Source organism: Streptomyces sp. NBC_00631 (genome assembly GCF_045206895.1).
In the GTDB taxonomy this organism is placed as follows: Bacteria; Actinomycetota; Actinomycetes; order Streptomycetales; family Streptomycetaceae; genus Streptomyces.
Genome location: NZ_CP107734.1, coordinates 3,053,953 through 3,077,623, shown reverse-complemented (window position 1 = coordinate 3,077,623; position 23,671 = coordinate 3,053,953). Strand labels below are relative to the sequence as shown.

At 71.2% G+C, this 23,671-nt stretch carries 20 protein-coding genes; 10 read left to right on the top strand and 10 right to left on the bottom strand.

Annotated elements, in window-relative coordinates; translation table 11 throughout:
• The first annotated feature begins 169 nt into the window (after positions 1-169).
• The gene (locus OHB00_RS14125) at positions 170-910 is read left to right on the top strand and encodes an SDR family NAD(P)-dependent oxidoreductase (protein WP_406434805.1); all 741 of its coding nucleotides are present in this window, start codon (positions 170-172) and stop codon (positions 908-910) included.
• Between the two features lie 15 nt (positions 911-925).
• Here OHB00_RS14125 and OHB00_RS14120 read toward each other — a convergent pair whose 3' ends face one another.
• On the bottom strand, positions 926-2,038 hold the full coding sequence (locus tag OHB00_RS14120) for a mechanosensitive ion channel family protein (protein WP_406445775.1): 1,113 nt from the start codon (positions 2,036-2,038) through the stop codon (positions 926-928).
• 121 nt (positions 2,039-2,159) lie between these two features.
• On the opposite strand from OHB00_RS14120, the gene OHB00_RS14115 reads away from it, so the two are divergent.
• Positions 2,160-2,729 (top strand): dienelactone hydrolase family protein, encoded by a 570-nt coding sequence (locus tag OHB00_RS14115; RefSeq protein ID WP_406434804.1) that lies wholly within the window; start codon positions 2,160-2,162, stop codon positions 2,727-2,729.
• A 7-nt stretch (positions 2,730-2,736) separates the two neighbouring features.
• On the opposite strand, the gene OHB00_RS14110 is transcribed toward OHB00_RS14115, so the two are convergent.
• From OHB00_RS14110 to OHB00_RS14095, 4 genes are all read right to left on the bottom strand, one after another.
• A complete protein-coding gene (locus tag OHB00_RS14110) occupies positions 2,737-4,407 on the bottom strand; it encodes an alkaline phosphatase D family protein (protein WP_406434802.1) in 1,671 nt (556 codons plus the stop codon).
• A gap of 94 nt (positions 4,408-4,501) precedes the next feature.
• Positions 4,502-5,344, bottom strand: coding sequence for a thioredoxin domain-containing protein (locus OHB00_RS14105; RefSeq protein ID WP_406434800.1), 843 nt, complete (start codon positions 5,342-5,344; stop codon positions 4,502-4,504).
• Positions 5,345-5,444: 100 nt separating this feature from the next.
• Positions 5,445-6,137, bottom strand: a complete 693-nt coding sequence (locus OHB00_RS14100; protein ID WP_406434799.1) for a hypothetical protein — start codon at positions 6,135-6,137, stop codon at positions 5,445-5,447.
• A 67-nt stretch (positions 6,138-6,204) separates the two neighbouring features.
• Positions 6,205-7,554, bottom strand: coding sequence for a DUF2252 domain-containing protein (locus OHB00_RS14095; RefSeq protein ID WP_406434797.1), 1,350 nt, complete (start codon positions 7,552-7,554; stop codon positions 6,205-6,207).
• A gap of 222 nt (positions 7,555-7,776) precedes the next feature.
• Here OHB00_RS14095 and dnaE point away from each other — a divergent pair, with 222 nt between their 5' ends.
• Positions 7,777-11,316, top strand: a complete 3,540-nt coding sequence (dnaE, locus tag OHB00_RS14090; RefSeq protein ID WP_406434795.1) for a DNA polymerase III subunit alpha — start codon at positions 7,777-7,779, stop codon at positions 11,314-11,316.
• Positions 11,317-11,416: 100 nt separating this feature from the next.
• On the opposite strand, the gene OHB00_RS14085 is transcribed toward dnaE, so the two are convergent.
• Positions 11,417-11,593 carry a hypothetical protein gene (locus OHB00_RS14085; protein ID WP_406434793.1) on the bottom strand — a complete coding sequence of 59 codons (177 nt, stop codon included), beginning with the start codon at positions 11,591-11,593 and terminating at the stop codon, positions 11,417-11,419.
• A gap of 220 nt (positions 11,594-11,813) precedes the next feature.
• On the opposite strand from OHB00_RS14085, the gene OHB00_RS14080 reads away from it, so the two are divergent.
• From OHB00_RS14080 to OHB00_RS14065, 4 genes are all read left to right on the top strand, one after another.
• The gene (locus OHB00_RS14080) at positions 11,814-13,043 is read left to right on the top strand and encodes an NYN domain-containing protein (RefSeq protein ID WP_406434792.1); all 1,230 of its coding nucleotides are present in this window, start codon (positions 11,814-11,816) and stop codon (positions 13,041-13,043) included.
• A 192-nt stretch (positions 13,044-13,235) separates the two neighbouring features.
• A complete protein-coding gene (locus tag OHB00_RS14075) occupies positions 13,236-14,210 on the top strand; it encodes an ABC transporter ATP-binding protein (protein WP_406434791.1) in 975 nt (324 codons plus the stop codon).
• Positions 14,211-14,310: 100 nt separating this feature from the next.
• Positions 14,311-15,138, top strand: a complete 828-nt coding sequence (locus OHB00_RS14070) for an ABC transporter permease (RefSeq protein ID WP_406434789.1) — start codon at positions 14,311-14,313, stop codon at positions 15,136-15,138.
• A gap of 34 nt (positions 15,139-15,172) precedes the next feature.
• Positions 15,173-15,847 (top strand): AAA family ATPase, encoded by a 675-nt coding sequence (locus tag OHB00_RS14065; RefSeq protein WP_406434787.1) that lies wholly within the window; start codon positions 15,173-15,175, stop codon positions 15,845-15,847.
• Between the two features lie 488 nt (positions 15,848-16,335).
• Here the strand turns inward: OHB00_RS14065 and ybaK are convergent, their stop codons facing one another.
• The 4 genes from ybaK to OHB00_RS14045 all read right to left on the bottom strand — a co-directional run bounded on the left by ybaK (position 16,336) and on the right by OHB00_RS14045 (position 20,448).
• Positions 16,336-16,842 (bottom strand): Cys-tRNA(Pro) deacylase, encoded by a 507-nt coding sequence (ybaK, locus tag OHB00_RS14060; protein WP_406434785.1) that lies wholly within the window; start codon positions 16,840-16,842, stop codon positions 16,336-16,338.
• A 17-nt stretch (positions 16,843-16,859) separates the two neighbouring features.
• Positions 16,860-17,600, bottom strand: coding sequence for an LON peptidase substrate-binding domain-containing protein (locus tag OHB00_RS14055; protein WP_406434783.1), 741 nt, complete (start codon positions 17,598-17,600; stop codon positions 16,860-16,862).
• 11 nt (positions 17,601-17,611) lie between these two features.
• Entirely contained in the window at positions 17,612-18,676 is a 1,065-nt protein-coding gene (locus tag OHB00_RS14050) for a hypothetical protein (RefSeq protein ID WP_406434781.1), read from the bottom strand.
• A gap of 194 nt (positions 18,677-18,870) precedes the next feature.
• Complete coding sequence (locus OHB00_RS14045) at positions 18,871-20,448, bottom strand: oxidoreductase (RefSeq protein WP_406434779.1); 1,578 nt, start codon at positions 20,446-20,448, stop codon at positions 18,871-18,873.
• 201 nt (positions 20,449-20,649) lie between these two features.
• On the opposite strand from OHB00_RS14045, the gene hisD reads away from it, so the two are divergent.
• Genes hisD through hisB form a run of 3 tightly spaced genes read left to right on the top strand, consistent with a single transcriptional unit; the run spans position 20,650 to position 23,668 of the window.
• The gene (hisD, locus tag OHB00_RS14040; RefSeq protein WP_406434777.1) at positions 20,650-21,975 is read left to right on the top strand and encodes a histidinol dehydrogenase; all 1,326 of its coding nucleotides are present in this window, start codon (positions 20,650-20,652) and stop codon (positions 21,973-21,975) included.
• A complete protein-coding gene (locus OHB00_RS14035; RefSeq protein WP_406434775.1) occupies positions 21,972-23,078 on the top strand; it encodes a histidinol-phosphate transaminase in 1,107 nt (368 codons plus the stop codon). Before hisD ends, OHB00_RS14035 begins: the two co-directional genes overlap by 4 nt.
• Complete coding sequence (gene hisB / locus OHB00_RS14030) at positions 23,075-23,668, top strand: imidazoleglycerol-phosphate dehydratase HisB (protein WP_046729562.1); 594 nt, start codon at positions 23,075-23,077, stop codon at positions 23,666-23,668. Before OHB00_RS14035 ends, hisB begins: the two co-directional genes overlap by 4 nt.
• Positions 23,669-23,671 lie beyond the last annotated feature (3 nt).

Genomic DNA, 23,671 nt, shown 5'->3' with positions numbered 1-23,671 from the left:
TGGAAGTGCCGTGACGTGCCGTCGGTCGACCGCGGCGCCGTCGTGGCTGGTCGCGCAGTTCCTCCCCCCGGCTCGGCTTTCGCCGGGATGTACAGCGGCAGTAATACAAGTACATGGCGGCTGTGGACAGTCAGAGGCGCCGTCGGCTTTGTACTCGTAGTCTCGGATCATGGCTCGGAACATTGTGATCAGTGGTGGAGGAACCGGGATCGGGCTCGCCGCGGCGCGGGTGTTCGCCGGGGACGGGGATCGGGTGCTGCTGCTCGGGCGGCGCAGAGAGGTGCTGGAGAAGGCGGGGGTGCCCGGGGCGGAGGTGTACGCCGCCGATCTGGCCGAACCCGAGCAGGTGCGCGGAGTCGCGCGCTTCGTCGCGGAGGAGTTCGGCACCGTGGACGTGCTCGTCCACAGTGCCGGAGGGAACGCGGCGTTCGCGCCCGACGCGGAGGGCGGTGACCCGCTCGACGCCGCCGCCCGCGTCTGGAGCGGCAACTTCCGGCAGAACACGCTGACCGCCGTGCTGCTCACGGAGGCGCTGAAGGACCGGCTCGCCGACCCCGGCGGGCGGGTGCTGTTCCTCAGCTCCATAGCGGCTTTCCGGGGCTCGGGGACCGGGTCCTACGCCGCCTCCAAGGCCGCCCTGCATCCCTATGCCCATGACCTGGCCCGGCGGCTGGGGCCGCGTGGGGTCACCGTGAACGTGGTCGCACCGGGGTACATCGAGGACACCGACTTCTTCGGCGGCCCGGTGGAGGAGGCCCGGCGCGCGCAGCTCGTCGCCGAGACGTCGACCGGGCGGGCCGGCACACCCGGTGACGTCGCCGCCACGCTCCACTGGCTGGCCTCCCCGGCCGCCGGGCACATCACCTCGCAGATCATCCAGGTCAACGGTGGTGCCGAGCGCGGCCACTGAGGGCCGCGGGAGCGGTCAGCCGCGGCCGGTGCGGCGCGGTTCGTACAGACGCCGGCCGGCCGCCACCCCGTCCTGGGAGGGGATGATCCCGCCGGGCGGCAGGACCGCGTCGGCGGTGTTGACCCGGGGCAGGGCGTGCGGGTGCTCCGCGCTCAGCCAGGTGATCATCTGCTCCCGGACGGTGACCCGGACCGTCCAGATGTCGTCCGCGTCCTTGGCGGTCACCAGCGCCCGCACCTGGATGGTGTTCGGCGTGGAGTCGGTGACCACCAGGCCGTAGGCCCGCCCGTCCCAGGCCGGGCACTCGCGCAGGATGTCCTGGAGCTTCTCCCGCATCGACTCGATCGGCGCCGAGTGGTCGAGGTGCCAGTAGACGATCCCGGTCATCTGCGGGGTGCCCCGCGACCAGTTCTCGAAGGGTTTGGAGGTGAAGTACGACACCGGCATGGTGATCCGGCGCTCGTCCCAGGTCCGTACCGTCAGAAAGGTCAGCGTGATCTCTTCCACCGTGCCCCACTCGCCGTCGACCACGACGGTGTCACCGAGACGCACCATGTCGCCGAAGGCGATCTGCAGACCGGCGAACATGTTCGCCAGCGTGGACTGGGCGGCCACACCGGCGACGATGCCGAGGAGTCCGGCGGAGGCCAGCAGCGAGGCGCCGGCCGCACGCATGGCCGGGAAGGTCAGCAGCATCGCCGCCACGGCCACCACGCCGACGATCGCCGTCACCACCCGCATGATCAGCGACACCTGGGTGCGCACCCGGCGGACCCGGGCCGCGTCGTGGTGGGCGCGGGCATAGCGGTCGTAGGTCGACTGCACGACGGCCGCCGCGATCCGCACCACCAGCCAGGCGGCCGACCCGATCAGCACCAGGGTCAGGATCTGGCCGACGGCGACCCGGTGCTCAAGGATCAGCTGGGCCTGGCCGTAGGAGCCTCTGAGCAGGGCCGCGCACAGTACCAGCTGGTACGGGATGCGACCGCGGCGCAGCAGGCCCCACAGCGGCGTCTCGCTGTGCCGTGCGTCGACCTTGCGCAGCAGTAAATCGGTCGCCCAGCCGATCAGCAGGGTGAGGACGACGGCGCCGCCGAACACGATCAGCGGGCGGAGTACGTTCTCCATCTCCATGGCTTCGAACGTAACCGGATCTGCGGGGTCCTGAACATGCCGCCGGGTGAGAAGGACGTCACGTCCGGATCGGAGGGCGGTCGGTGCCCTCGGTGACGGCTGGCACCATGGGCGCATGAACATCATGCTCTTTCACTCGACCTATGGCCTCAGGCCCGCGGTGCGCGAGGCCGCGGACCGGCTGCGCGGCGCCGGGCACGAGGTGTGGACGCCGGACCTGTTCGAGGGGCGCACGTTCGACACGGTCGAGGAGGGCATGGAGTTCAACGAGTCGATCGGCAAGGACGAGCTGCTGAAGCGGTCCGTGCTGGCGGCGGCGCCCTACTCCGAGCGCGGGCTGGTGTACGCGGGGTTCTCGCTGGGCGCCTCGGTCGCGCAGACGCTGGCGCTGGGCGACGAGCGGGCACGGGGGCTGCTGCTTCTGCACGGCACGTCGGACATCGCGCCCAGCGCCTCGGTGGCCGAGCTGCCGGTGCAGCTGCACGTGGCCGAGCCGGACGCCTTCGAGACGGACGACTGGCTGAGCGCCTGGTATCTGCAGATGGGCCGGGCCGGCGCCGACGTGGAGATCTACCGGTACCCGGGCGCCGGTCACCTCTACACCGACCCCGGTCTGCCCGACTACGACGCGGAGGCCGCCGAGGCCACCTGGCGGGTGGCGCTCGGCTTCCTCGACACGCTGTAGGCGACGGTCACACCGGGTCGTAGGTGCGCTCGACCTTCTGGGTGCCGCTGCGGGTGCGGTACGACCGCTCCCAGGACGAGGTGGCGTCGGCCTTCGTCTTGTCGGAGAGGACGTAGTAGTCCATCTGCGCCCGCGCGGCCGTGATGTCCAGGATGCCGTAGCCGTGCCGGTCGGTGTCGACCCAGTGCACATGGCGGTTGGCCAGCTGGATGACCGGTGCGGCGACGGTGGAGACGACGCCGGGGGAGACCTTGAGGATGTCGTCGAGGTTGTCGGAGGTCACCGAGGTGACCACGAACTCGGTGGCGGCGGAGGCCGAGAGCGGATAGGTCCCGGCGTCCACGGGCACGTCGTTGGCCCAGGCCATGTGGATGTCGCCGGTGAGGAACACCGTGTTGGTGATCGCGTTGGAGCGCAGGTGGGCCAGCAGCTCGCGGCGGTCGTCGGTGTAGCCGTCCCACTGGTCGGTGTTGAGGGCGAGGCCGTCCTGGGGCAGGCCGAGCAGCTTGGCGAGCGGCTTGAGGAGGTCGGCGGAGAGCGAGCCGATGGCGAACGGCGAGATCATCACCGAGTTGCCGACCAGGCGCCAGGTGGTGTCGGAGGCCTTCAGCCCTGCCTTCAGCCAGTCGAGCTGGGCGCGGCCGGTGATGGTGCGGTCCGGGTCGTCGACCGAGCCGCTGCCCGTGGACACCTGCTGGGAGCGGAAGGAACGCAGGTCGAGCAGGGAGAGGTCGGCGAGCTTGCCGAAGCGCAGCCTGCGGTAGGTGGTGCCGGCGATGGCCGGGCGGACCGGCATCCATTCGAAGTAGGCCTGCTTGGCGGCGGCCTGACGGGCCGTCCAGGTGCCTTCGGCGCCCTCGGTGTGGTTCTCGGCGCCGCCGGACCAGGAGTCGTTGGCGAACTCGTGGTCGTCCCAGATCGCGATGACCGGCGCCTTGGCGTGCAGGGCCTGCAGGTCGGTGTCGGTCTTGTACTTGCCGTGCCGGACGCGGTAGTCGGCGAGGGTGATGATCTCGTGGGTGGGGGCGTGCTCACGGACCACGGTGTCGCGGGTGCCGTACTCGCCGGTGCCGTACTCGTAGATGTAGTCGCCGAGGTGCAGCCAGGCGTCGAGGTCGCCGCGGGCCGCGAGGTGGCGGTAGGAGGCGAAGTAGCCGGCCTCCCAGTTGGCGCAGGAGACGACGCCGAAGCGCAGGCCGGAGACGGTGGCGTCCGTCGCAGGCGCGGTGCGGGTGCGTGCCACCGGGGAGTCGGTGGGGCCGGCCGAGAAGCGGAACCAGTAGTCGGTCGCCGGGGCGAGGCCGCGGATGTCGGCCTTGACCGTGTGGTCGGAGGCGGCGGTGGCGGTGGTGGAGCCCTTGGAGACGACGTTCGTCAGCGCCTTGTCGGTGGCGACGACCCAGCTGACCTCGGTGTCCGGGCCGATCCCGGAGCCCGGCGCGGCGTCGGCGGTCGGCGTCACCCGGGTCCACAGCAGGACGCCGTCGGGCAGCGGGTCGCCGGAGGCGACGCCGTGCAGGAAGGCGGGCGCGTCCGAGGCGGCCCGGGCCGGCAGGGCGGCGGCCAGCGGGGCGGCCAGGACAGCGGTCGCCGCCGCGGCCTTGACGACCGTACGGCGGCGGGGAGAGAGGGTCTGCGCACTCTCGGAAGACTGTGTTGATCTGTTTCGACTGGTCACGACCGCTCAGGTTACTGACCAGTATGAACAAGAGCAGGCGAACCGGGGAAAGTTCGCCTGCTCTTCACGTGGAGCCGGTGATTCCGGTCGGGCGTCAGGCCTTGAGGGCCGCGTCCACCACGGAGTTGAAGGCCGCGACGGTCATCGGCGGGTTGCCGCTGGAGTCGGCCGTCAGGATCTTGCCGTTCATGACGAAGCTCGGAGTGCCCGTGACGCCGTCCTTGTTGGTGTCCCAGGTCTTCGACATGGCCAGCGCCCAGGCGTCGTACTTGCCGGAGTTGACGTCGGCCTGGAAGGACTTGTTGTTCTTGAGCGCCGGGACGGTGTTGGCGACCTCGATGAGGTAGCTGTCGTTCTTGAACTTGTCCGTGGTCTCGTCGGGGTGCCACTTCTTCGAGTACAGCGCGGTCTTGTACTCCAGGAAGGCCTCGTCGCTGACGTTGAGCGCGGCGCCCATGGCGGCCATGGCGTTCTTGGAGCCCTCGCCGCGAGAGCCGATCGTGCCCTTGCCGAGCGCGTCGCCGTCGAGGAACGTGCCGCCGATGTACTGGATCTTGAACTTGCCGTCGTCGATGTCCTTCTTGACCGTCGAACCGACGGTCTGCTCGAACTGGGCGCAGATCGGGCAGCGCGGGTCCTCGTAGACCTTGAGGGTCTTCTGGGCGGTGGACTTGCCGATGATGACGGTGGTGCCGTCGGTGCCCGTGGTGTGGGCCGGGGCGACGACCTTCTCGTCCTTCACGGCCTCCCAGTGGCTGGGCTTGTTGGCCTGGACGACGGCGTAGCCTATGCCGCCCGCCGCGGCCAGCACGGCCACGACCGAGCAGGCCACGATGGCCTGCCGCCTGACCTTGGCGCGCTTGGCCTGCTTCTCGCGCTCGATGCGCAGTCGCTCCCGGGCCGCGTTCTTGGCAGCTGCGCTGTTCCGCTTGCTCATGTTGGTGATCTCCATAGAGGACGCGCACATGTCGTACGCGGGATACGTGTGGGGGACTCGTCGTGCTCGGACGAGGGGCGTGCTCGGGAAGGAGGGGCGCTCAGGCGAAGGGCAGGGCGAGCGCCCCGGAGCACGGCGGTCCGCGCCGTCCCAGGGAGTGCGCGAGGAGCAGGTCACGGGTGGCGGCCGGGCGCGGCGCCGGGCGCGGCAGCCGTCGTACCGGCGCCGGCCGGACCGTGCCCGCGGCGACCGCGAGGAGCAGCGGGCGGAAGGTGGTGGCGGCGACGGCGCGCAGCAGCTGGGTCAGGGCCCGTTCGCCGCGGCGCAGCCAGGCGGCGGCGAGCAGCCCGACGCCGACGTGCGCGGCGAGCAGCAGCCAGGCGGCGGCCGGGTCGGCGTGCGCGAGGGCCGCGGTGGCGCGCGAGCCACCGGTCATCCGGGCCAGCGGGGTGCCGACCGTGCCGCCGTGGCAGAGCACGTCGAAGCCGACCGCGCGCAGCGGGCCGGCGATGGGGCCGCCCGCCCGGCCGTAGCAGGCGTGCTGGCCGGTGGTGAAGACCGTGTCGGCGGCCAGCTCCAGCGGGATCAGCAGGGCCGCGATCCGGCCGAAGCCCCGCTCGCGGCCCGCCAGCGCGTACGCCGTGCCGAACACGCCGGCGGCGACCGCGGCCACCGTTGTGAGCGGCAGCGGGGCCCGGGACAGCAGCACGTGCGACGCGGTGCTGAGCGTCACGACGAAGGCCGTGAACAGCGCCGCGCGCACGGCTCTGAGCTGGGTCCCGGATATGTCCATAGCGGTGGAGAGTCTGTCACGGACTCATGTAAGAGACCCCTAAAAAGGCCCTGAGAATCGGCGAAGGTTACAACCCCGGAATGCGGCCGTTGCGGAAGAGGTCGACGAAGATCTGGTGGTCGGCACGCGCGCGTGCGCCGTAGCTGTGTGCGAAGTCGGTGAGCAGGCCCGCGAGGCCGTCCTCGTCGGCGGCGATCGCCGCGTCGATGGCCCGCTCGGTGGAGAACGGCACCAGGGACTCGCCGGAGGTGTCGTCGGCCGCCGAGTGCATGGACGCCGTGGCCCGGCCGAGGTCGGCGACGACCGCCGCGATCTCCTCCGGGTCGTCGATGTCGCTCCAGTCCAGGTCCACCGCGTACGGCGACACCTCGGCGACCAGCTGCCCCGCGCCGTCCAGCTCGGTCCAGCCCAGCCACGGGTCGGCGTGCGCCTGCAGGGCGCGCTGCGAGATCACCGTGCGGTGGCCCTCGTGCTGGAAGTAGTCCCGGATCGCCGGGTCCGTGACATGCCGGGAGACGGCCGGGGTCTGGGCCTGCTTGATGTAGATCACCACGTCGTTCTCCAGGGCGTCCGTGGCGCCCTCCAGGAGGATGTTGTACGAGGGCAGGCCGGCCGAGCCGATGCCGATCCCGCGGCGGCCCACGACGTCCTTCACGCGGTAGGAGTCCGGACGGGACAGGGACGACTCCGGGAGCGTCTCCAGGTAGCCGTCGAAGGCCGCGAGCACCTTGTAGCGGGTCGCCGCGTCCAGCTCGATGGAGCCGCCGCCGGAGGCGAACCGGCGCTCCCAGTCACGGATCTCCGTCATCGAGTCCAGCAGCTCGAAGCGGGTCAGCGAGCGGGCCGTCCGCAGCGCGCCGAGCAGCGGGCCCTCGGCGGTGTCCAGGGTGAAGGGCGGCACCTCGTCGCTCTTCGCGCCCGTCGCCAGCGCGTGGATGCGCTCGCGGTACGCGTCCGCGTACACCTCGACCAGCTCGGTGATCTGCTCGTCGCTGAGCGCCTTGGCGTACCCGATCAGCGCGACGGAGGCGGCGAAGCGCTTCAGGTCCCAGGTGAACGGGCCGACGTAGGCCTCGTCGAAGTCGTTGACGTTGAAGACCAGGCGGCCGTTGGAGTCCATGTAGGTGCCGAAGTTCTCCGCGTGCAGGTCGCCGTGGATCCACACGCGCGAGGTGCGCTCGTCCAGGTACGGGCCCGTGTATATCCGCCCGCCGCCCGGCCCGGCGTGCTCCGCGTCCAGGTCGTGGTAGAAGAGCGCGGCCGTGCCCCGGTAGAAGGCGAACGCCGAGGCCGCCATCTTCCGGAACTTCACGCGGAACGCGGCCGGGTCGGCGGCCAGGAGCTCGCCGAAGGCGGTGTCGAAGACGGCGAGGATCTCCTCGCCGCGCTGCTCGTCGTTGAGCTGGGGGACCGACATCGCTGGATGCCTCCTGGTACGGGTGATGCCTGACATGTGGCACGGATCTCTCGCCCGGACCAACGTGCGAAGGTCCCCGGGAGTGCCCGCTTTCTCCGGACGAAGGTACGCGGGGGAGCCCGCCGGGTGTCAGTGCCGAGGCATAGGATTCCGCTGTCCCACCAGACTGTCCGCAGCCGGTGGGGAGATCGTCGACGCCCGTTTCCCTTGGAGGCCGAAACCGTGTCAAAGCCGCCCTTCACGCACCTGCACGTCCACACCCAGTACTCGCTGCTGGACGGTGCCGCGCGGCTCAAGGACATGTTCAACGCCTGCAACGAGATGGGCATGACGCACATCGCCATGTCCGACCACGGCAACCTGCACGGGGCGTACGACTTCTTCCACTCCGCCAAGAAGGCCGGGGTCACCCCGATCATCGGGATCGAGGCGTACGTCGCCCCCGAGTCCCGGCGCAACAAGCGCAAGATCCAGTGGGGCCAGCCGCACCAGAAACGGGACGACGTCTCCGGTTCCGGCGGTTACACCCACAAGACGATGTGGGCCGTGAACAGCACCGGCCTGCACAACCTCTTCCGGCTCTCCTCGGACGCGTACGCCGAGGGCTGGCTGCAGAAGTGGCCCCGGATGGACAAGGAGACCATCGCCCAGTGGTCCGAGGGCATCGTCGCCTCCACCGGCTGCCCCTCCGGCGAACTCCAGACCCGGCTGCGCCTCGGCCAGTACGACGAGGCCCTCAAGGCCGCCGCCGACTACCAGGACATCTTCGGCAAGGACCGCTACTTCCTGGAGCTGATGGACCACGGCATCGACATCGAGCACCGGGTCCGCGACGGCCTCCTGGAGATCGGCAAGAAGCTCGGCATCCCCCCGCTGGTCACCAACGACTCGCACTACACGTACGCACACGAGGCGACCGCCCACGACGCCCTGCTGTGCATCCAGACCGGCAAGAACCTCTCCGACCCCGACCGCTTCAAGTTCGACGGCACCGGCTACTACCTGAAGTCCACGGACGAGATGTACGCCATCGACTCCTCGGACGCCTGGCAGGAGGGCTGCGCCAACACGCTCCTGGTCGCCGAGATGGTCGACACCACCGGCATGTTCGAGGCCAGGAACCTCATGCCGAAGTTCGACATCCCCGAGGGCTACACCGAGGTCAGCTGGTTCAAGGAGGAGGTCCGCCGGGGCATGGACCGCCGCTTCCCGGGCGGTGTCCCCGAGGACCGGCAGAAGCAGGTCGAGTACGAGATGGACGTCATCATCCAGATGGGGTTCCCGGGCTACTTCCTCGTCGTCGCCGACTTCATCATGTGGGCCAAGAACAACGGCATCGCGGTCGGCCCCGGCCGAGGCTCCGCGGCCGGCTCGATCGTCGCCTACGCCATGGGCATCACCGACCTCGACCCGATCCCGCACGGCCTGATCTTCGAGCGGTTCCTCAACCCCGAGCGCGTCTCCATGCCCGACGTCGACATCGACTTCGACGAGCGCCGGCGCGTCGAGGTGATCCGGTACGTGACCGAGAAGTACGGCGCCGACAAGGTCGCCATGATCGGCACCTACGGCAAGATCAAGGCAAAGAACGCCATCAAGGACTCCGCGCGTGTGCTGGGCTACCCGTACGCGATGGGCGACCGCATCACCAAGGCCATGCCCGCCGACGTCCTCGGCAAGGGCATCGACCTGGACGGCATCACCAACTCCGCGCATCCCCGCTACAACGAGGCGGGCGAGGTCCGGGGGATGTACGAGAACGAACCGGACGTCAAGAAGGTCATCGACACCGCCAAGGGCGTCGAGGGCCTGGTCCGGCAGATGGGTGTGCACGCCGCCGGCGTGATCATGTCCAGCGAGACCATCACCGAGCACGTCCCGGTGTGGGTGCGGCACACCGACGGCGTGACCATCACGCAGTGGGACTACCCGAGCTGCGAGTCGCTCGGCCTGCTGAAGATGGACTTCCTGGGCCTGCGCAACCTGACGATCATGGACGACGCCGTCAAGATGGTGAAGTCCAACAAGGGCGTCGACATCGACCTGCTGTCGCTGCCGCTGGACGACCCGACGACCTTCGAACTGCTCCAGCGCGGTGACACCCTGGGCGTCTTCCAGTTCGACGGCGGCCCCATGCGCTCCCTGCTGCGCCTGATGAAGCCCGACAACTTCGAAGACATCTCCGCCGTGTCGGCGCTCTACCGTCCGGGCCCGATGGGCATGGACTCGCACACGAACTACGCGCTCCGCAAGAACAAGCTCCAGGAGATCACCCCGATCCACAAGGAGCTGGAGGAGCCCCTCGAAGAGGTCCTCGCGGTCACCTACGGCCTGATCGTCTACCAGGAGCAGGTGCAGAAGGCCGCCCAGATCATCGCCGGCTACTCGCTCGGCGAGGCCGACATCCTCCGTCGCGTGATGGGCAAGAAGAAGCCCGACGAACTGGCCAAGAACTTCACCATCTTCCAGGCAGGCGCCCAGAAGAACGGCTACAGCGACGAGGCGATCCAGGCCCTGTGGGACGTGCTGGTCCCGTTCGCCGGCTACGCGTTCAACAAGGCGCACTCCGCCGCGTACGGCCTGGTCTCGTACTGGACCGCCTACCTCAAGGCGAACTACCCGGCCGAGTACATGGCCGCGCTGCTCACCTCCGTCAAGGACGACAAGGACAAGTCGGCGATCTACCTCAACGAATGCCGCCGCATGGGCATCAAGGTGCTCCCGCCGAACGTCAACGAGTCGGTGCACAACTTCGCCGCCCAGGGCGACGACGTGATCCTGTTCGGCCTGGAGGCGGTGCGCAACGTCGGCACGAACGTGGTCGAGTCGATCATCAAGAGCCGCAAGGCCAAGGGCAAGTACGCCTCCTTCCCCGACTACCTCGACAAGGTCGAGGCCGTCGCGTGCAACAAGCGCACCACGGAGTCGCTGATCAAGGCGGGCGCGTTCGACACCCTCGGGCACACCCGCAAGGGGCTCACCGCCCAGTACGAACCGATGATCGACAACGTGGTCGCGGTCAAGCGCAAGGAGGCCGAGGGCCAGTTCGACCTCTTCGGCGGGATGGGCGAGGAGGAGACCAGCGAGCCGGGCTTCGGACTCGACGTGCAGTTCACCGACGAGGAGTGGGACAAGACCTACCTCCTCGCCCAGGAGCGGGAGATGCTCGGTCTGTACGTCTCCGACCACCCGCTCTTCGGGCTGGAGCACGTGCTCTCCGACAAGGCCGACGCGGGCATCGCCCAGCTGACCGGCGGCGAGCACGCGGACGGCGCGGTGGTCACCATCGGCGGCATCATCTCGGGCCTTCAGCGCAAGATGACCAAGCAGGGCAACGCCTGGGCGATCGCCACCGTCGAGGACCTCGCCGGTTCCATCGAGTGCATGTTCTTCCCGGCGACCTACCAGCTGATCTCGACCCAACTCGTCGAGGACGCGGTCGTGTTCGTCAAGGGCCGCCTGGACAAGCGCGAGGACGTGCCCCGGCTCGTCGCCATGGAGCTGGCCGTCCCGGACCTCTCGAACGCCGGCACCAACGCGCCCGTGATCCTCACCATCCCGGCCACCAGGGTCACCCCGCCGATGGTCAGCCGCCTCGGCGAGATCCTCAGCCACCACAAGGGCGACAGCGAGGTCCGGATCAAGCTCCAGGGCCCGACCAAGACCACCGTGCTGCGGCTGGACCGGCACCGGGTGAAGCCGGACCCGGCGCTGTTCGGCGACCTCAAGGTGCTGCTCGGCCCGTCCTGCCTGGCCGGATAGGGTTTCCGGCCGTACGCGCGCGGAAGGGGCGCACCCGTGGCGGGTGCGCCCCTCCTGTGTGCCTGGGCTTCAACAGCCCGGTGGGACCTGGTCGGTCCGCTCAGTTGTGGCCGAAGCTCTTCTGCTTCTTGCGAGCGACGTCGGCGGGGCTGCCCTGGATGTGCGACACCGGCGAGTCCTGGGGCTCGTGCGACGTACGCTGCCCGTGCTCGTGGGTCTGCTCGGCCTGCGAGGTGCGGTTCTGGGAGCCACCCTTGCGGTTCTTGTTCTTGGCCATGGTGATCTGCCTCCTGTGGGGGATCTAGGGGCCGAATTCAGATTCACATAGGCTGACAACAGGCGCATTTCGGATAATTACCGTCTGTAACAGGGTTTGTCGGAGAGCCAGGTCCCGAAACGCCACGCCGAAGATCGAGTTCGGGCCGTTAACCCCCGCGTGGTCGGGCAGACTCGAAGGAAGCCCCGAAAGCAAACCTCCCGGAAAGAGGGTGAGTCGCGTGGACCGCTGCATCGTCCTGGTGGACGCCGGGTATCTGCTGGGTGCCGCCGCCAGTCTCCTCGCCGGTGAGCCCTCCCGATCCCGGATCACCGTCGACCACGCCGCGCTGATCCAGGCGCTGCGCGACCGCGCGGAATCCGACACCGAGCGTCCACTGCTGCGCATCTACTGGTTCGACGGCGCCCCCGACCGCGTCCCCCAGCCGGAACACCGCCGGCTGCGCGTGATGCCCCGGGTGACCGTCCGGCTCGGCGCACTGACCCGCAGCGACGGACGCTGGGCCCAGAAGGGCGTGGACGCGGCCATGCACGCCGAGCTGACCGAGCTGGCCCGCAACCGCGCCTGCTCCGACGTCGTACTGGTGACGGGCGACGGGGACCTGCTGCCGGGGATGATGGCCGCCAAGGAGCACGGGGTCGCCGTGCACCTGTGGGCCGTGCAGGCCGCCGACGGGGACTACAACCAGTCCGAGGACCTGGTCGCCGAGGCCGACGAGCGGCGGGTCCTGGACCGGGCGTGGATCATCCAGGCCGTCCGGGCCAAGGAACTGACCGCGGTCTGTGCGCCGCCCCCGGTGCCGCGGCCGGAGATCGCCGCGATCCTCTCGGCGCCGCTGCCCGAGTCGTCGCTGACGGCCGCGGCCGTGGCGGAGGCGGAGGCCGAGGAGGCCGACCGGGCTCCCGCGGCGCGCGCGGTGGAGAACGGGTCGGCTGAGCGGATGCCGACGCCGAAGGGGGTGCCGACGCCCAAGGATCTCGCCGCGCTGCGGGCGCCGGGAGCACAGCCGGTCCAGCATCCGGCGACGACCGCCACGCTGCGGTGGTCCTCCGACAAGGGGTGGGTGGACCGGCCGGGGGTCGCGGCGGAGCCGGCGGAGGCGGCCTCCATGCCGACGCTGGCGCAGCTGACCACCGCGGAGCAGCGGTGGGCCGACCGGGAGGAGGACATCACGACCGTCGGCGGGGATCCGTACGAGGTCGGGCAGGTGTTCGCGCGGCGGTGGATGTCGCGGCTCGGGGACCAGAGCCATCTGCAGAAGCTGTCGGGGATGTATCCGCGGATTCCGCACCGGATCGACGGGGAGCTGCTGCGGTACGCGGCGCGGTTCGGGCTGCTGGCGCACAAGGACGACCAGATCGACGAGCACGACCGGTACGCCATCCGGGCGGGGTTCTGGAGAGAGTTCGATGTGCCTGCGGGGGCCGGGGAGCACGCGTCGGCGGAGTGACCGCAAGGGCTGCGGGTGTGATTTCGGGTGCGGGCTGGTCGCGCCCACGCGGCGGAGCCGCATGTTCGATGCAGCCCCGCGCCCCCTTTGGGGCGCCAACTGCCCCAACGGTGAGTAAAGGGGCCCGACCCCGTAGTCTCGTGCCTTGTGAGTACGGGCGTGGGGCAGGCACTTCGGCAGCAGGGTGATGTCGTGTGTGCCGTGCGTGGGCTGACCAAGACCTACGCCGCGGTCAAAGGGCGGCGTGGCGCCCCCGCCGTGCCCGCGGTGCGGGCCACCGACGGGGTGGAGCTCGATGTCCGGCGTGGCGAGATCTTCGGACTGCTCGGGCCGAACGGGGCCGGCAAGTCGACACTCGTACGGCAGCTCACCGGACTGCTGCGGCCCGACACGGGCAGCGTCGAGATCCTCGGGCACGACATCGTGCGGCACCCGGAGCGGGCCGCGCGCATCCTCGCCTACCTCGGGCAGGAGTCCAGCGCCCTCGACGAGCTGACCGTGTCCCTCGCCGCCGAGACCACCGGCCGGCTGCGCGGCCTGGACGTACGGAAGGCCCGCAGCGAGCGCGACGCCGTGCTGGAGGAGCTGGGCCTGACGCCGATCGCCGGTCGGGCGCTCAAGAAGCTCTCCGGAGGACAGCGGCGGCTCGCCTGTTTCGCCGCCGCGCTGGTCGGGGAGCGGCCGCTGCTCGTGCTCGACGAGCCGACGACCGGCATGGACCCCGTCGCCCGGCGGGCCGTGTGGGCCGCCGTGGACCGGCGGCGGGCCGAACGGGGGGCCACCGTGGTGCTGGTCACCCACAATGTCATCGAGGCCGAGACGGTCCTCGACCGGGTCGCCGTCCTCGACCAGGGCCGGGTCATCGCCTGCGACACCCCGGCCCGGCTCAAGGAACGGGTCGCCGGCGAGGTGCGGGTCGAGCTGGTGTGGCGGGAGCATGCGCCGCTGGACGTGCCCGAGGTGGCCGTCCTGCGGGAGCGTGCCGTCGAGTCCGGCCGGCGCTGGACGCTGCGGCTCGCGCCCGAGGAGGCGCGTGCCGCCGTCGCCACGGTGACCGGCGGGGCCGCGTTCGCCGCCCTCGACGACTTCACCCTGGCCACGCCCAGCCTGGAGGACGTCTACCTGGCGCTGGGCGGCGCCGCACGGCAGGGGCTGGTGAAGGCGTGAGGGTGAACGCGAGGGTGAACAGGACGGCGGCCGGGCGCGTACGGACAGACGCGGCAGCGGTACGGGCCGCAGGTGCCGCACGGAAAGGGAGCAGCGCGACGTGAGTGTCGTACCCGCGGAGGTTCTGCCGGGCGGTGCCCTGGCCGTGGATCAGACGGCGTCGGGCGCCCCGGTGGCCGAGCTGGGCCCCCGCGCGCGGCTGTGGCCGGCGCTGGTGGCCGTCTACCGGGCGCAACTGTCCCGGGCCCGGGTGGCCCGGATCCCCCTGCTGTTCGTCGCGACCTTCCAGTCCGTCGGCATCATGATCATGATGCGCGGGGTGGTGGACTCGCGGAGTGAGGCCCAGTCCGTGGTGGCGGGTTCGTCGGTGGTCGTGGTGGCCTTCGTGGCCCTGAACCTGCTGGCGCAGTACTTCGGACAGCTGCGGGCGAGCGGCGGGCTCGACCATTACGCCACGCTGCCCGTGCCGCCGGCCTCGGTGGTGCTCGGGGCGGCCGCGGCGTACGCCTCCTTCACCGTGCCGGGCACACTGGTGACGGCCGTCTTCGGATGCGTGCTGTTCGGGCTGCCGCTCGGGAACCTGTGGATCCTCCTTGCGGTGATCCCACTCGCGGGGGCGGCCCTGGCGGGGGTCGGCGCGGCCTGCGGGCTGCTCGCGCCCCGCCCCGAACTCGCCACGCTGCTCGGCCAGCTGGGCATGTCGGCGGCGCTGCTGCTCGGGGTGCTGCCGCCCGACCGGATGCCGGGGGTCCTCCAGTTCGCGCGCGACCTGCTGCCTTCCACGTACGGCGTCGAGGCCTACGCCCGTACCTTCGGGGCGCGGCCCGACTGGGCCGTCGTCCTCGCTGACCTGGGCGTGTGCGCGGGGGTGGGGGTCGTCTCACTGGCCGTCGCCACCCGTGCGTACCGCAGGGCCGCCGTCCGGTGACGCGCCCCACAGGCCGGCCTGGCACGATGGCATCGTGACCGCACCGTTGACGCCGCCTCCGCCGCCGCACGACCAGTCCTCGCACCAGGCCTGGCAGGCGCCGCCGCCTGCGGGGGAGGCCGCGGGAGAGTACGGACAGCACGGAGAGTACGGACAGGACGGTCCCGGGATGAAGACCGAACTGCGGGAGGCCGCGGTGATCGCCGTCGCGGTGGCGGTGAGCGGGGTGCTGCTCGGGCTGCTGTGGCTGTGGCTGGCGCCGCACGTGCCGTTGGTGGGGGACCAGTCCGGCAAGAGCTGGGCGGTCTACCTCAAGGACAGCGAGGGGGAGCAGGCGGCGGGGGTGGACGGAACGTTCACGCTGCTGGCGCTGGCCTTCGGCGCCGTGAGCGCGGTCGCGGTGTTCCTGTGGCGGCGGCGTGGGGGTGTGCCGCTGGTGGTGGCGCTGGGGGTCGGGGGGCTGCTCGCGTCCTTCCTGGCCTGGCGGCTCGGGGTGTGGCTGGGGCCGGAGCACGATGTGATCGCCCATGCGAAGGCCGTGGGGAAGGGGGTGACGTTCTCGGCGCCGCTGAAGCTCGGGGCGAAGGGGGCGTTGCTGGCGTGGTCGTTGTCGGCGTTGGTGGTGCATCTGGGGTTGATGGCGCTGTTCGGTCCGCGGGACCCGGAGCCGCCGTACGAGGACGGGCCGTACGCCGCTCCACCGGCGTAGGGTTCTCGCCCCCGCCGCCCCTACCCGTCCCGTCCTCCAGGGGGTGGGCCCCCTTCGACCGCCCGTTCCGGGGGCTGCCGCCCCCGGCCCCCCGCATCGGCCTGAACGGCCTCGTCCTCAAACGCCGGACGGGCTGGAGAGTGGGGGTGCGGGTCGGGCGTCGGGTACGGCCTGGTCCTCGGACGCCGGACGGGTTGGAGAGTGGGGGTGCGGGTCGGGCGTCGGGTACGGCCTGGTCCTCGGACGCCGGACGGGCTGGAGAGTGCTACGGGGCTGCAGGGTGGCGGTGGGGTGCGGGAGTCAGGGGCGCGGGGAACTGCGCGGCCGGCCACGGAGGGCCCGCGGTCGGCAGATCGCCGCACCCCCACCCCCCTATGCCGGACGGCGGCCGTGGTTGGAGCGGGCCTTCTTCACGCGCCACTTCCTTTTCCGTGTCTTCTTCGACATGTCTTCCGTACTTAACCCACCACGGAGACTTCGTCGAGAGGTCACGCACGCCCGATGGGGGCCAGGGTCGCGTTCGTGAGGGTGGCCAGGTCGGTCGGGGCGAGTTCCACCTCCAGGCCTCGGCGGCCCGCCGAGACGCAGATCGTGGGGTGGGCCGACGCCGACGCGTCCAGGACCGTGGGGAGTTTCCTGCGCTGGCCGAGCGGGGAGATGCCGCCGCGGACGTAGCCCGTCGTGCGCTCGGCCAGGGCCGGGTCGGCCATCGCCGCGCGTTTGCCGCCGACCGCCGTGGCCAGGGCCTTGAGGTCCAGGGTGCCCGCCACCGGGACGACCGCGACCGTGAGCGCCCCGTCCACGTCCGCGACCAGGGTCTTGAAGACACGGTCGGGGGAGACCCCCATCGCCTCCGCCGCCTCCTCGCCGTAGGACGGGTGGGCGGGGTCGTGGTCGTAGGAGTGGACCGTGAAGTCCACCCCAGCCGTGGTCAGGGCCACCGTCGCCGGGGTGCCGCCGCCCCCGGACTGCTGCTTCTTCGGCTTCTTCGGCATGTCAGGAAAACCCCGGCTCAGTTCAGACTCGTCGGCGCCCGCGTCAGCTCCGCCGCGGGCAGTGACGGCAGGTTACGGATGATCGCCGTCTCGGCGCGAAGCAGTTTCAGCTCGTCGCGCAGCCGGGAGGCCGTGTCGGGGGCCTGGAGCAGGCGCTGCTTGGTGGGGATGTCGTGCATCATCGCGGCGGCGACCAGGTAGGAGACCACGGACGGTTCGTCGGGGAGGTCGACGCCCGTCGAGAGCGAGCGCTCCCGCGCGCCCGCCAGGCGCTTCTGGTACTGGCGGAAGGCCCGCAGGACGCCCTCGGCCAGCGCGCCCGCCTCGTCGCCCTGCTCCTCCGGCAGCTCCTCCAGCTCCGCCGTCAGGAACGGTCCCGACGCGTCGACGGAGAGCAGCCGCACCCGGTTCGTCCCGGTCGCCAGCACCTCGAACGTGCCGTTCGCCCGCTCCCGGATCGTCGCCGCGTCCGCCACACAGCCCACCCGGTGGAAGGACTTGAGAGGCTCGGGTCCGAAGCCTGCCGCCGGGCCCTTCTCGGGCTGGGCCGTCGGGTCCGGCATGCCGGGCGCGCTCGGTGCCACCTCGTGGCCGTCGCGGATCGCCACGACGGCGAACCGGCGTGGTTCTTCCTCGGGCGTCTTCAGGAGGTCGCGCATCATGGCGCGATAGCGCTCCTCGAAGACGTTCAGCGGCAGCACCAGCCCCGGGAACAGCACCGAGTTCAGTGGGAAGAGGGGGAGACGGACGGTGGTCACGGCGCCACAGCCTAGTGGTCATCGGCGCGGACATGTCCGCCGTGCTCGGTCCGTGGGCGTCCCGCGGCACTCGGCGAGGTGATCAGCCCGGCCTCGGGCGGCGGTTGCGAACCGGCCAGCAGATGGTCGCGCAGGCGTACGAAATGGCCCAGCGGGTCGTCGGAGAGCCGGTCCCAGGGGAAGGACGTGACGTACGGGCCGATCAGCCGCAGCTGGGTGCGGGCGTCCTCCCAGCGGTCCAGGCGGACCAGCACGTACATCAACTTGTTGCGGACCTCGGCCGGCCAGGGATCGGCCGCCGGGAACCGCGCGGACAGGGCGATCGCCCGGTCGGCCGCCGCGTCCAGGCGGGCCCGCGGCACCTCGGGGCCGCAGTCGTCGGTGAGGTAGGCGAAGGCCGCGCGGGCCGGCAGGGCCTGGACGAGCGAGTCCGCCGGCGCGTCCTGCGCGGCCAGGTCGGCGAAGTCGAAGCACTCGCGGTGCGAGCCGTGCCAGTACGTGCTCAGATAGCGCAGCGCCGCCACATGGCAGCCGTAGTGGTGCGGGGCGCGGCGGACCGCGGCCTCCCACAGCTCCTCGAAGTACTTGTGGCCGGCGTTCGTCCCGCGCGCGTGGTCGAGCGCGAGCCGCCACGGCACCGGGTCCCGGTCGTCGGCGCGCGCCGCCGCCGTGATCAGGGGGCTGAGCGGGCGCAGGAGTTCCGCCCGGGCGGGGGAGTCCCAGGCGTGGTCCACCGCGAGCTGCGCCTGGACCAGCAGCAGGTCCGGGGCGTGCGGGGCGGCCATGGCCCACCGGTCGAGCCACTCGGCGCGGGAGCGGGCGAAGAGGGCGAGCCGGCGCGCGTACCGGTCCCGTTCCTCCCACTCGGCCGCGCTCCGGGTGCCGGCGAGCAGCTCCGCGGCCGGTTCGTACTCGCCCCGGCCGGCCGCGACCAGCGCGGGAGCGAGCCGCTCGTCGGGCGCGTCGAGGAACACCTCGTCGTCGGCCGGCAGGGCTCCGGCGGCGAGAGGCGAGGCGGTCGTTGCCCTCCGTGCGGAACGGAAGAGCGCGCGCAGCGAAGCCATGACGTCATCCATTGAAAGTCCGCAGGTCGGGGCAGCGCCAGACGGTATGACCAACTCCATGAAAGTTGTACGGTCGGCGGTCAAGGGCGGGTAAAAGGTGACTCCTGCTCATCTGCTCGGTACCTGTCACCGGACCGTCGGCTGACTCACCGGCACCGTTCGGTTACCTCGCGGGCACCGTTCAGCTGCCCCAGCCGCACCAGGGGTCAGCCCCGCCTCAGCAGCCTCGTCGCCCCGGCCGCCACCGTCGTCGCCAGGATCCAGCCCAGCAGGATCATCGCCGCCGCCGCCCACTGCCAGCCGCCGGTGAGCCGCCACTGGCCGGCCTGGCCCAGGTCGATCACCGGCAGCAGCAGGTCCAGGACGAACAGCGCCGGATCCCAGGCCGGGTGACCACCGGAGTTCATCGGCGGATGCGGGGCGTGCGTGAACGCGAGCGTGCCCGCCGCCCACAGCACCGCCATCCACACCGCGGCCCGGCCCGGCCGATAGCCGTAGGCCACCGTCAGGTCCTGCGCGTACCCCCACAGCTTGGCGGCCGGCGGCAGCGTCTCGCGGCGCCGCCGCTGCTTGGCGAGCAGCACCTCGCGCGCGTCCTCGTCCTCGCCCGCGGCCCGCAGCACGGTCGCGAGCCGCTCGTACGGCTCCGGGTTGTACTCGGCGGTCGCCGCCGCCACCCAGTCCAGTCGCCGGGTCAGCGGGAACGGGCCCTGCGGCACCAGGTTCTCGTAGCCGAACCCGCCCATGTGCAGCCGGCCCGGCCCCGGCCAGCTGGTCGCCCGGTCCACCAGGTTGACGATCCGGGCACCCGACAGCAGCACCCCGCCGCGCTGCGGCTCCTCGCCGAGGAACCGCAGCTCCGGAGCCTGCACCCGACGCAGTGACAGCTCCTGGTTGTCCGTGAAGGTGAACCGCGCCCGCTCCAGGTCGATGGCGTCGCCGAACCGCCCGTCGTCCAGCCGTATCCCGCCCTGGCACTCGAACCGCTGGATCCGGGTCCCGCGCGCCGGGGTCGTCCCGCTCTGCCAGGGGCCGCCCACCCCGGCGGGGGTGAGGTAGAGGGTCCGGCCGACGGTCAGCTGGGGCGCGTTCAGCGCGAACCGCCCCTCGGGGTTGTGCAGCCGCGCCCCGCGCAGGCTCAGCGAGACGCCCACCTTGGCGCTGCGCAGGCTCAGCTCCCCGTGCGTCTCCAGGAGCTCCGCCTGCAGGTCCTGGCCGACGGTCATGCCGTCCGCCGCGATCGACCGCCCGCTGCGGTCCCGGTACACCACCGCCTGGTTCAGCAGCAGGTCGGTGCCGATGTGCGCGTCGGTCAGCCGGACCCCGCCGAGGAAGCGGCAGCGCGGCAGATGCAGGTCGCCCTCGGTGTGCACCCGGGCCGCCTCCAGGCGCGGCGCCGCGCAGTCCACGAACCGCACGGTCGTGAAGTACGCCTCCGGCAGCAGGATCTCGTCGTCGAACCGGCAGCCGCGCAGCTCCACGTACGGCTTGACCGTGCCGCCCGCCAGGTCCAGCGTGCCGGTGATCCGGACGCCGGCCAGCTTCAGCGCGGAGACCCGGCCGGCGAGCGCCGGCGGCCCGTCGAGCAGCAGCCAGCAGACGATCCGTGCCCGCACGGTCCGCTCGGGCCCCCACGGGTGGCCGCCGTGCGGGTCGTCCACGTGCATGTCGCCGCTGCTCAGGTCGTACACACTGCCGTTGCGGAACGCCTGCCACATACCGGCCTCGGCCGCGGTCAGATCGTCCGGCAGATCCCCGTACCGGACGTCGTCCCCCTCGGTCACGGCTCTTCCTTCTTCCTCAGCTACTCGTGAGTCATGTTCGGTACAACCGGTGATGCCCGGTGCGTGAGATCCCGAACACAGAAAGTGAGGGTGATCTTCCGGGTTTCAGGCCAGGCTATGTACCGGCCGTCGGCCCGTGTTCTGTATCAGCCATTGATACGTGCGGACGGGTCCCGAGTGCCGTCTGAGAGAATTGATTCCGTGATCTCTCGAATCGATCTGCGAGGCGACGCCCTTCCCGAGGGCCCCGCCCTGCGTGACCTGCTGCCCCGAGCCGACTTCGACGTCTCGGCCGCCCTGGAGAAGGTGCGTCCGATCTGCGAGGCCGTGCATCATCGGGGCGACGCGGCGCTGATCGACTTCGCCGAGAAGTTCGACGGGGTCACGCTGGAGCAGGTGCGGGTCCCGGCCGAGGCACTGTCCCGGGCGCTGGACGAGCTCGACCCGGCCGTGCGCGCGGCCCTGGAGGAGTCCATCCGGCGCGCCCGTCTCGTCCACCGCGAGCAGCGCCGTACGACCCACACGACCCAGGTGGTGCCGGGCGGGTCCGTGACCGAGAAGTGGGTGCCCGTGGAGCGCGTCGGGCTGTACGCGCCGGGCGGCCGGTCGGTCTACCCCTCGTCCGTGGTCATGAACGTGGTGCCCGCACAGGAGGCCGGCGTCGAGTCCGTCGCGCTCGCCTCGCCCGCCCAGGCCGAGTTCGGCGGCCTGCCGCACCCGACGATCCTCGCCGCCTGCGCCCTGCTCGGCGTCGACGAGGTGTACGCGGCCGGCGGCGCCACCGCGGTCGCGATGTTCGCGTACGGCACCGAGTCCTGCCCGCCCGTCAACATGGTGACCGGCCCCGGCAACATCTGGGTGGCGGCCGCCAAGCGCTACTTCACCGGCAGGATCGGCATCGACGCCGAGGCCGGCCCGACCGAGATCGCGGTCCTCGCCGACGCCACCGCAGACCCGGTGCACGTCGCCGCCGACCTGATCAGCCAGGCCGAGCACGACCCGCTCGCGGCGGCGGTGCTGGTCACCGACTCGGTGGAGCTGGCGGACGCGGTGGAGAAGGAGCTGGAGCCGCAGACCGCGGCCACCAGGCACATCGACGACCGGATCGTCCCCGCCCTGAAGGGCCGGCAGTCCGCGATCGTCCTGGTCGACGGCGTCGACGAGGGCCTCAGGGTCGTCGACGCGTACGGCGCCGAGCACCTGGAGATCCAGACCGCCGACGCCCCCGCCGTGGCCGACCGGGTACGGAACGCGGGCGCGATCTTCGTCGGACCCTGGGCGCCGGTCTCCCTCGGCGACTACGCCGCCGGGTCCAACCACGTGCTGCCCACCGGCGGCTGCGCCTGCCACTCCTCCGGACTGTCCGTGCAGTCCTTCCTGCGCGGCATCCACATCGTCGACTACACGAAGGACGCGCTGGCCGAGGTCGCGCAGCACGTGGTGACGCTGGCGGAGGCGGAGGACCTGCCCGCGCACGGCGCGGCGATCAAGGCAAGGTTCGGTTGGAAGGTACCCGAAGGCAAGTGACAGGCATCGACGATCTCCCCGTACGGGACGAGCTGCGCGGCAAGTCCCCCTACGGCGCGCCCCAGCTGGACGTTCCGGTACGGCTGAACACCAACGAGAACCCCTACCCGCTGCCCGAACCGCTGGTCGAGCGGATCACGGAGCGGGTGCGCGAGGCCGCCCGCGACCTGAACCGCTACCCCGACCGGGACGCCGTCCAGCTCCGCACCGAGCTGGCCAAGTACCTGACGAGGACCGGCAACCACCCGCTCTCCATCGAGAACGTGTGGGCGGCCAACGGCTCCAACGAGGTCATCCAGCAGCTGCTGCAGACCTTCGGCGGCCCCGGCCGCACCGCGATCGGCTTCGAGCCGTCGTACTCGATGCACGCGCTCATCTCGCGCTCCACCGGCACCGGCTGGATCTCCGGCCCGCGCAACGCCGACTTCACCCTGGACGTGGCGGCGGCCTCGGCGGCCATCGCCGAGCACAGGCCGGACGTCGTCTTCATCACCACCCCCAACAACCCCACCGGCAACGCGGTCCCGCCCGGGACGGTCCTCGCGCTCTACGAGGCCGCCCAGGCCGCGAAGCCCTCCATGGTCGTGGTCGACGAGGCCTACATCGAGTTCAGCCACGGCGCCTCACTGCTGCCACTGCTCGAAGGCCGGCCGAATCTCGTCGTCTCCCGGACCATGTCGAAGGCCTTCGGCGCGGCCGGCCTGCGCCTCGGCTACCTCGCCGCGCACCCCGCGGTGGTCGACGCCGTACAGCTCGTACGGCTGCCGTACCACCTGTCGGCGATCACCCAGGCGACCGCCCTGGCCGCCCTGGAGCACACCGACACGCTGCTGGGGTACGTCGAGCAGCTGAAGGCGGAGCGGGACCGGCTGGTGACCGAGCTGCGGGCGGCGGGCCTCGACGTCACCGAGTCCGACGCCAACTTCGTGCAGTTCGGGCGGTTCGAGGACCCGCACGCGGTGTGGCAGAAGATCCTCGACCGGGGAGTCCTGGTCCGCGACAACGGCGTGCCCGGCTTCCTGCGGGTGTCCGCGGGAACCCCCGAAGAGAACGACGCGTTCCTCGACGCGGTCCGTGAAGTCAAGAAGGAGCTGGACGCATGACCCGCGTAGGGCGCGTGGAGCGCACCACCAAGGAGACCTCGGTCCTGGTCGAGATCGACCTCGACGGCACCGGGAAGACCGACATCAAGACCGGTGTCGGCTTCTACGACCACATGCTCGACCAGCTCGGCCGGCACGGTCTGTTCGACCTCACCGTGAAGACCGACGGCGACCTGCACATCGACTCGCACCACACCATCGAGGACACCGCCCTCGCCCTCGGCGCCGCCTTCAAGCAGGCCCTCGGCGACAAGGTCGGCATCTACCGGTTCGGCAACTGCACGGTCCCGCTGGACGAGTCCCTCGCCCAGGTCACCGTCGACCTGTCCGGCCGCCCCTACCTCGTCCACACGGAGCCGGAGAACATGGCCCCGATGATCGGCGAGTACGACACCACCATGACCCGGCACATCCTGGAGTCCTTCGTCGCCCAGGCGCAGATCGCCCTGCACGTGCACGTGCCCTACGGGCGCAACGCGCACCACATCGTGGAGTGCCAGTTCAAGGCGCTGGCGAGGGCGCTGCGCTACGCCTCCGAGCGCGACCCGCGCGCGGCCGGAATCCTCCCCTCGACGAAGGGCGCGCTGTAAGCG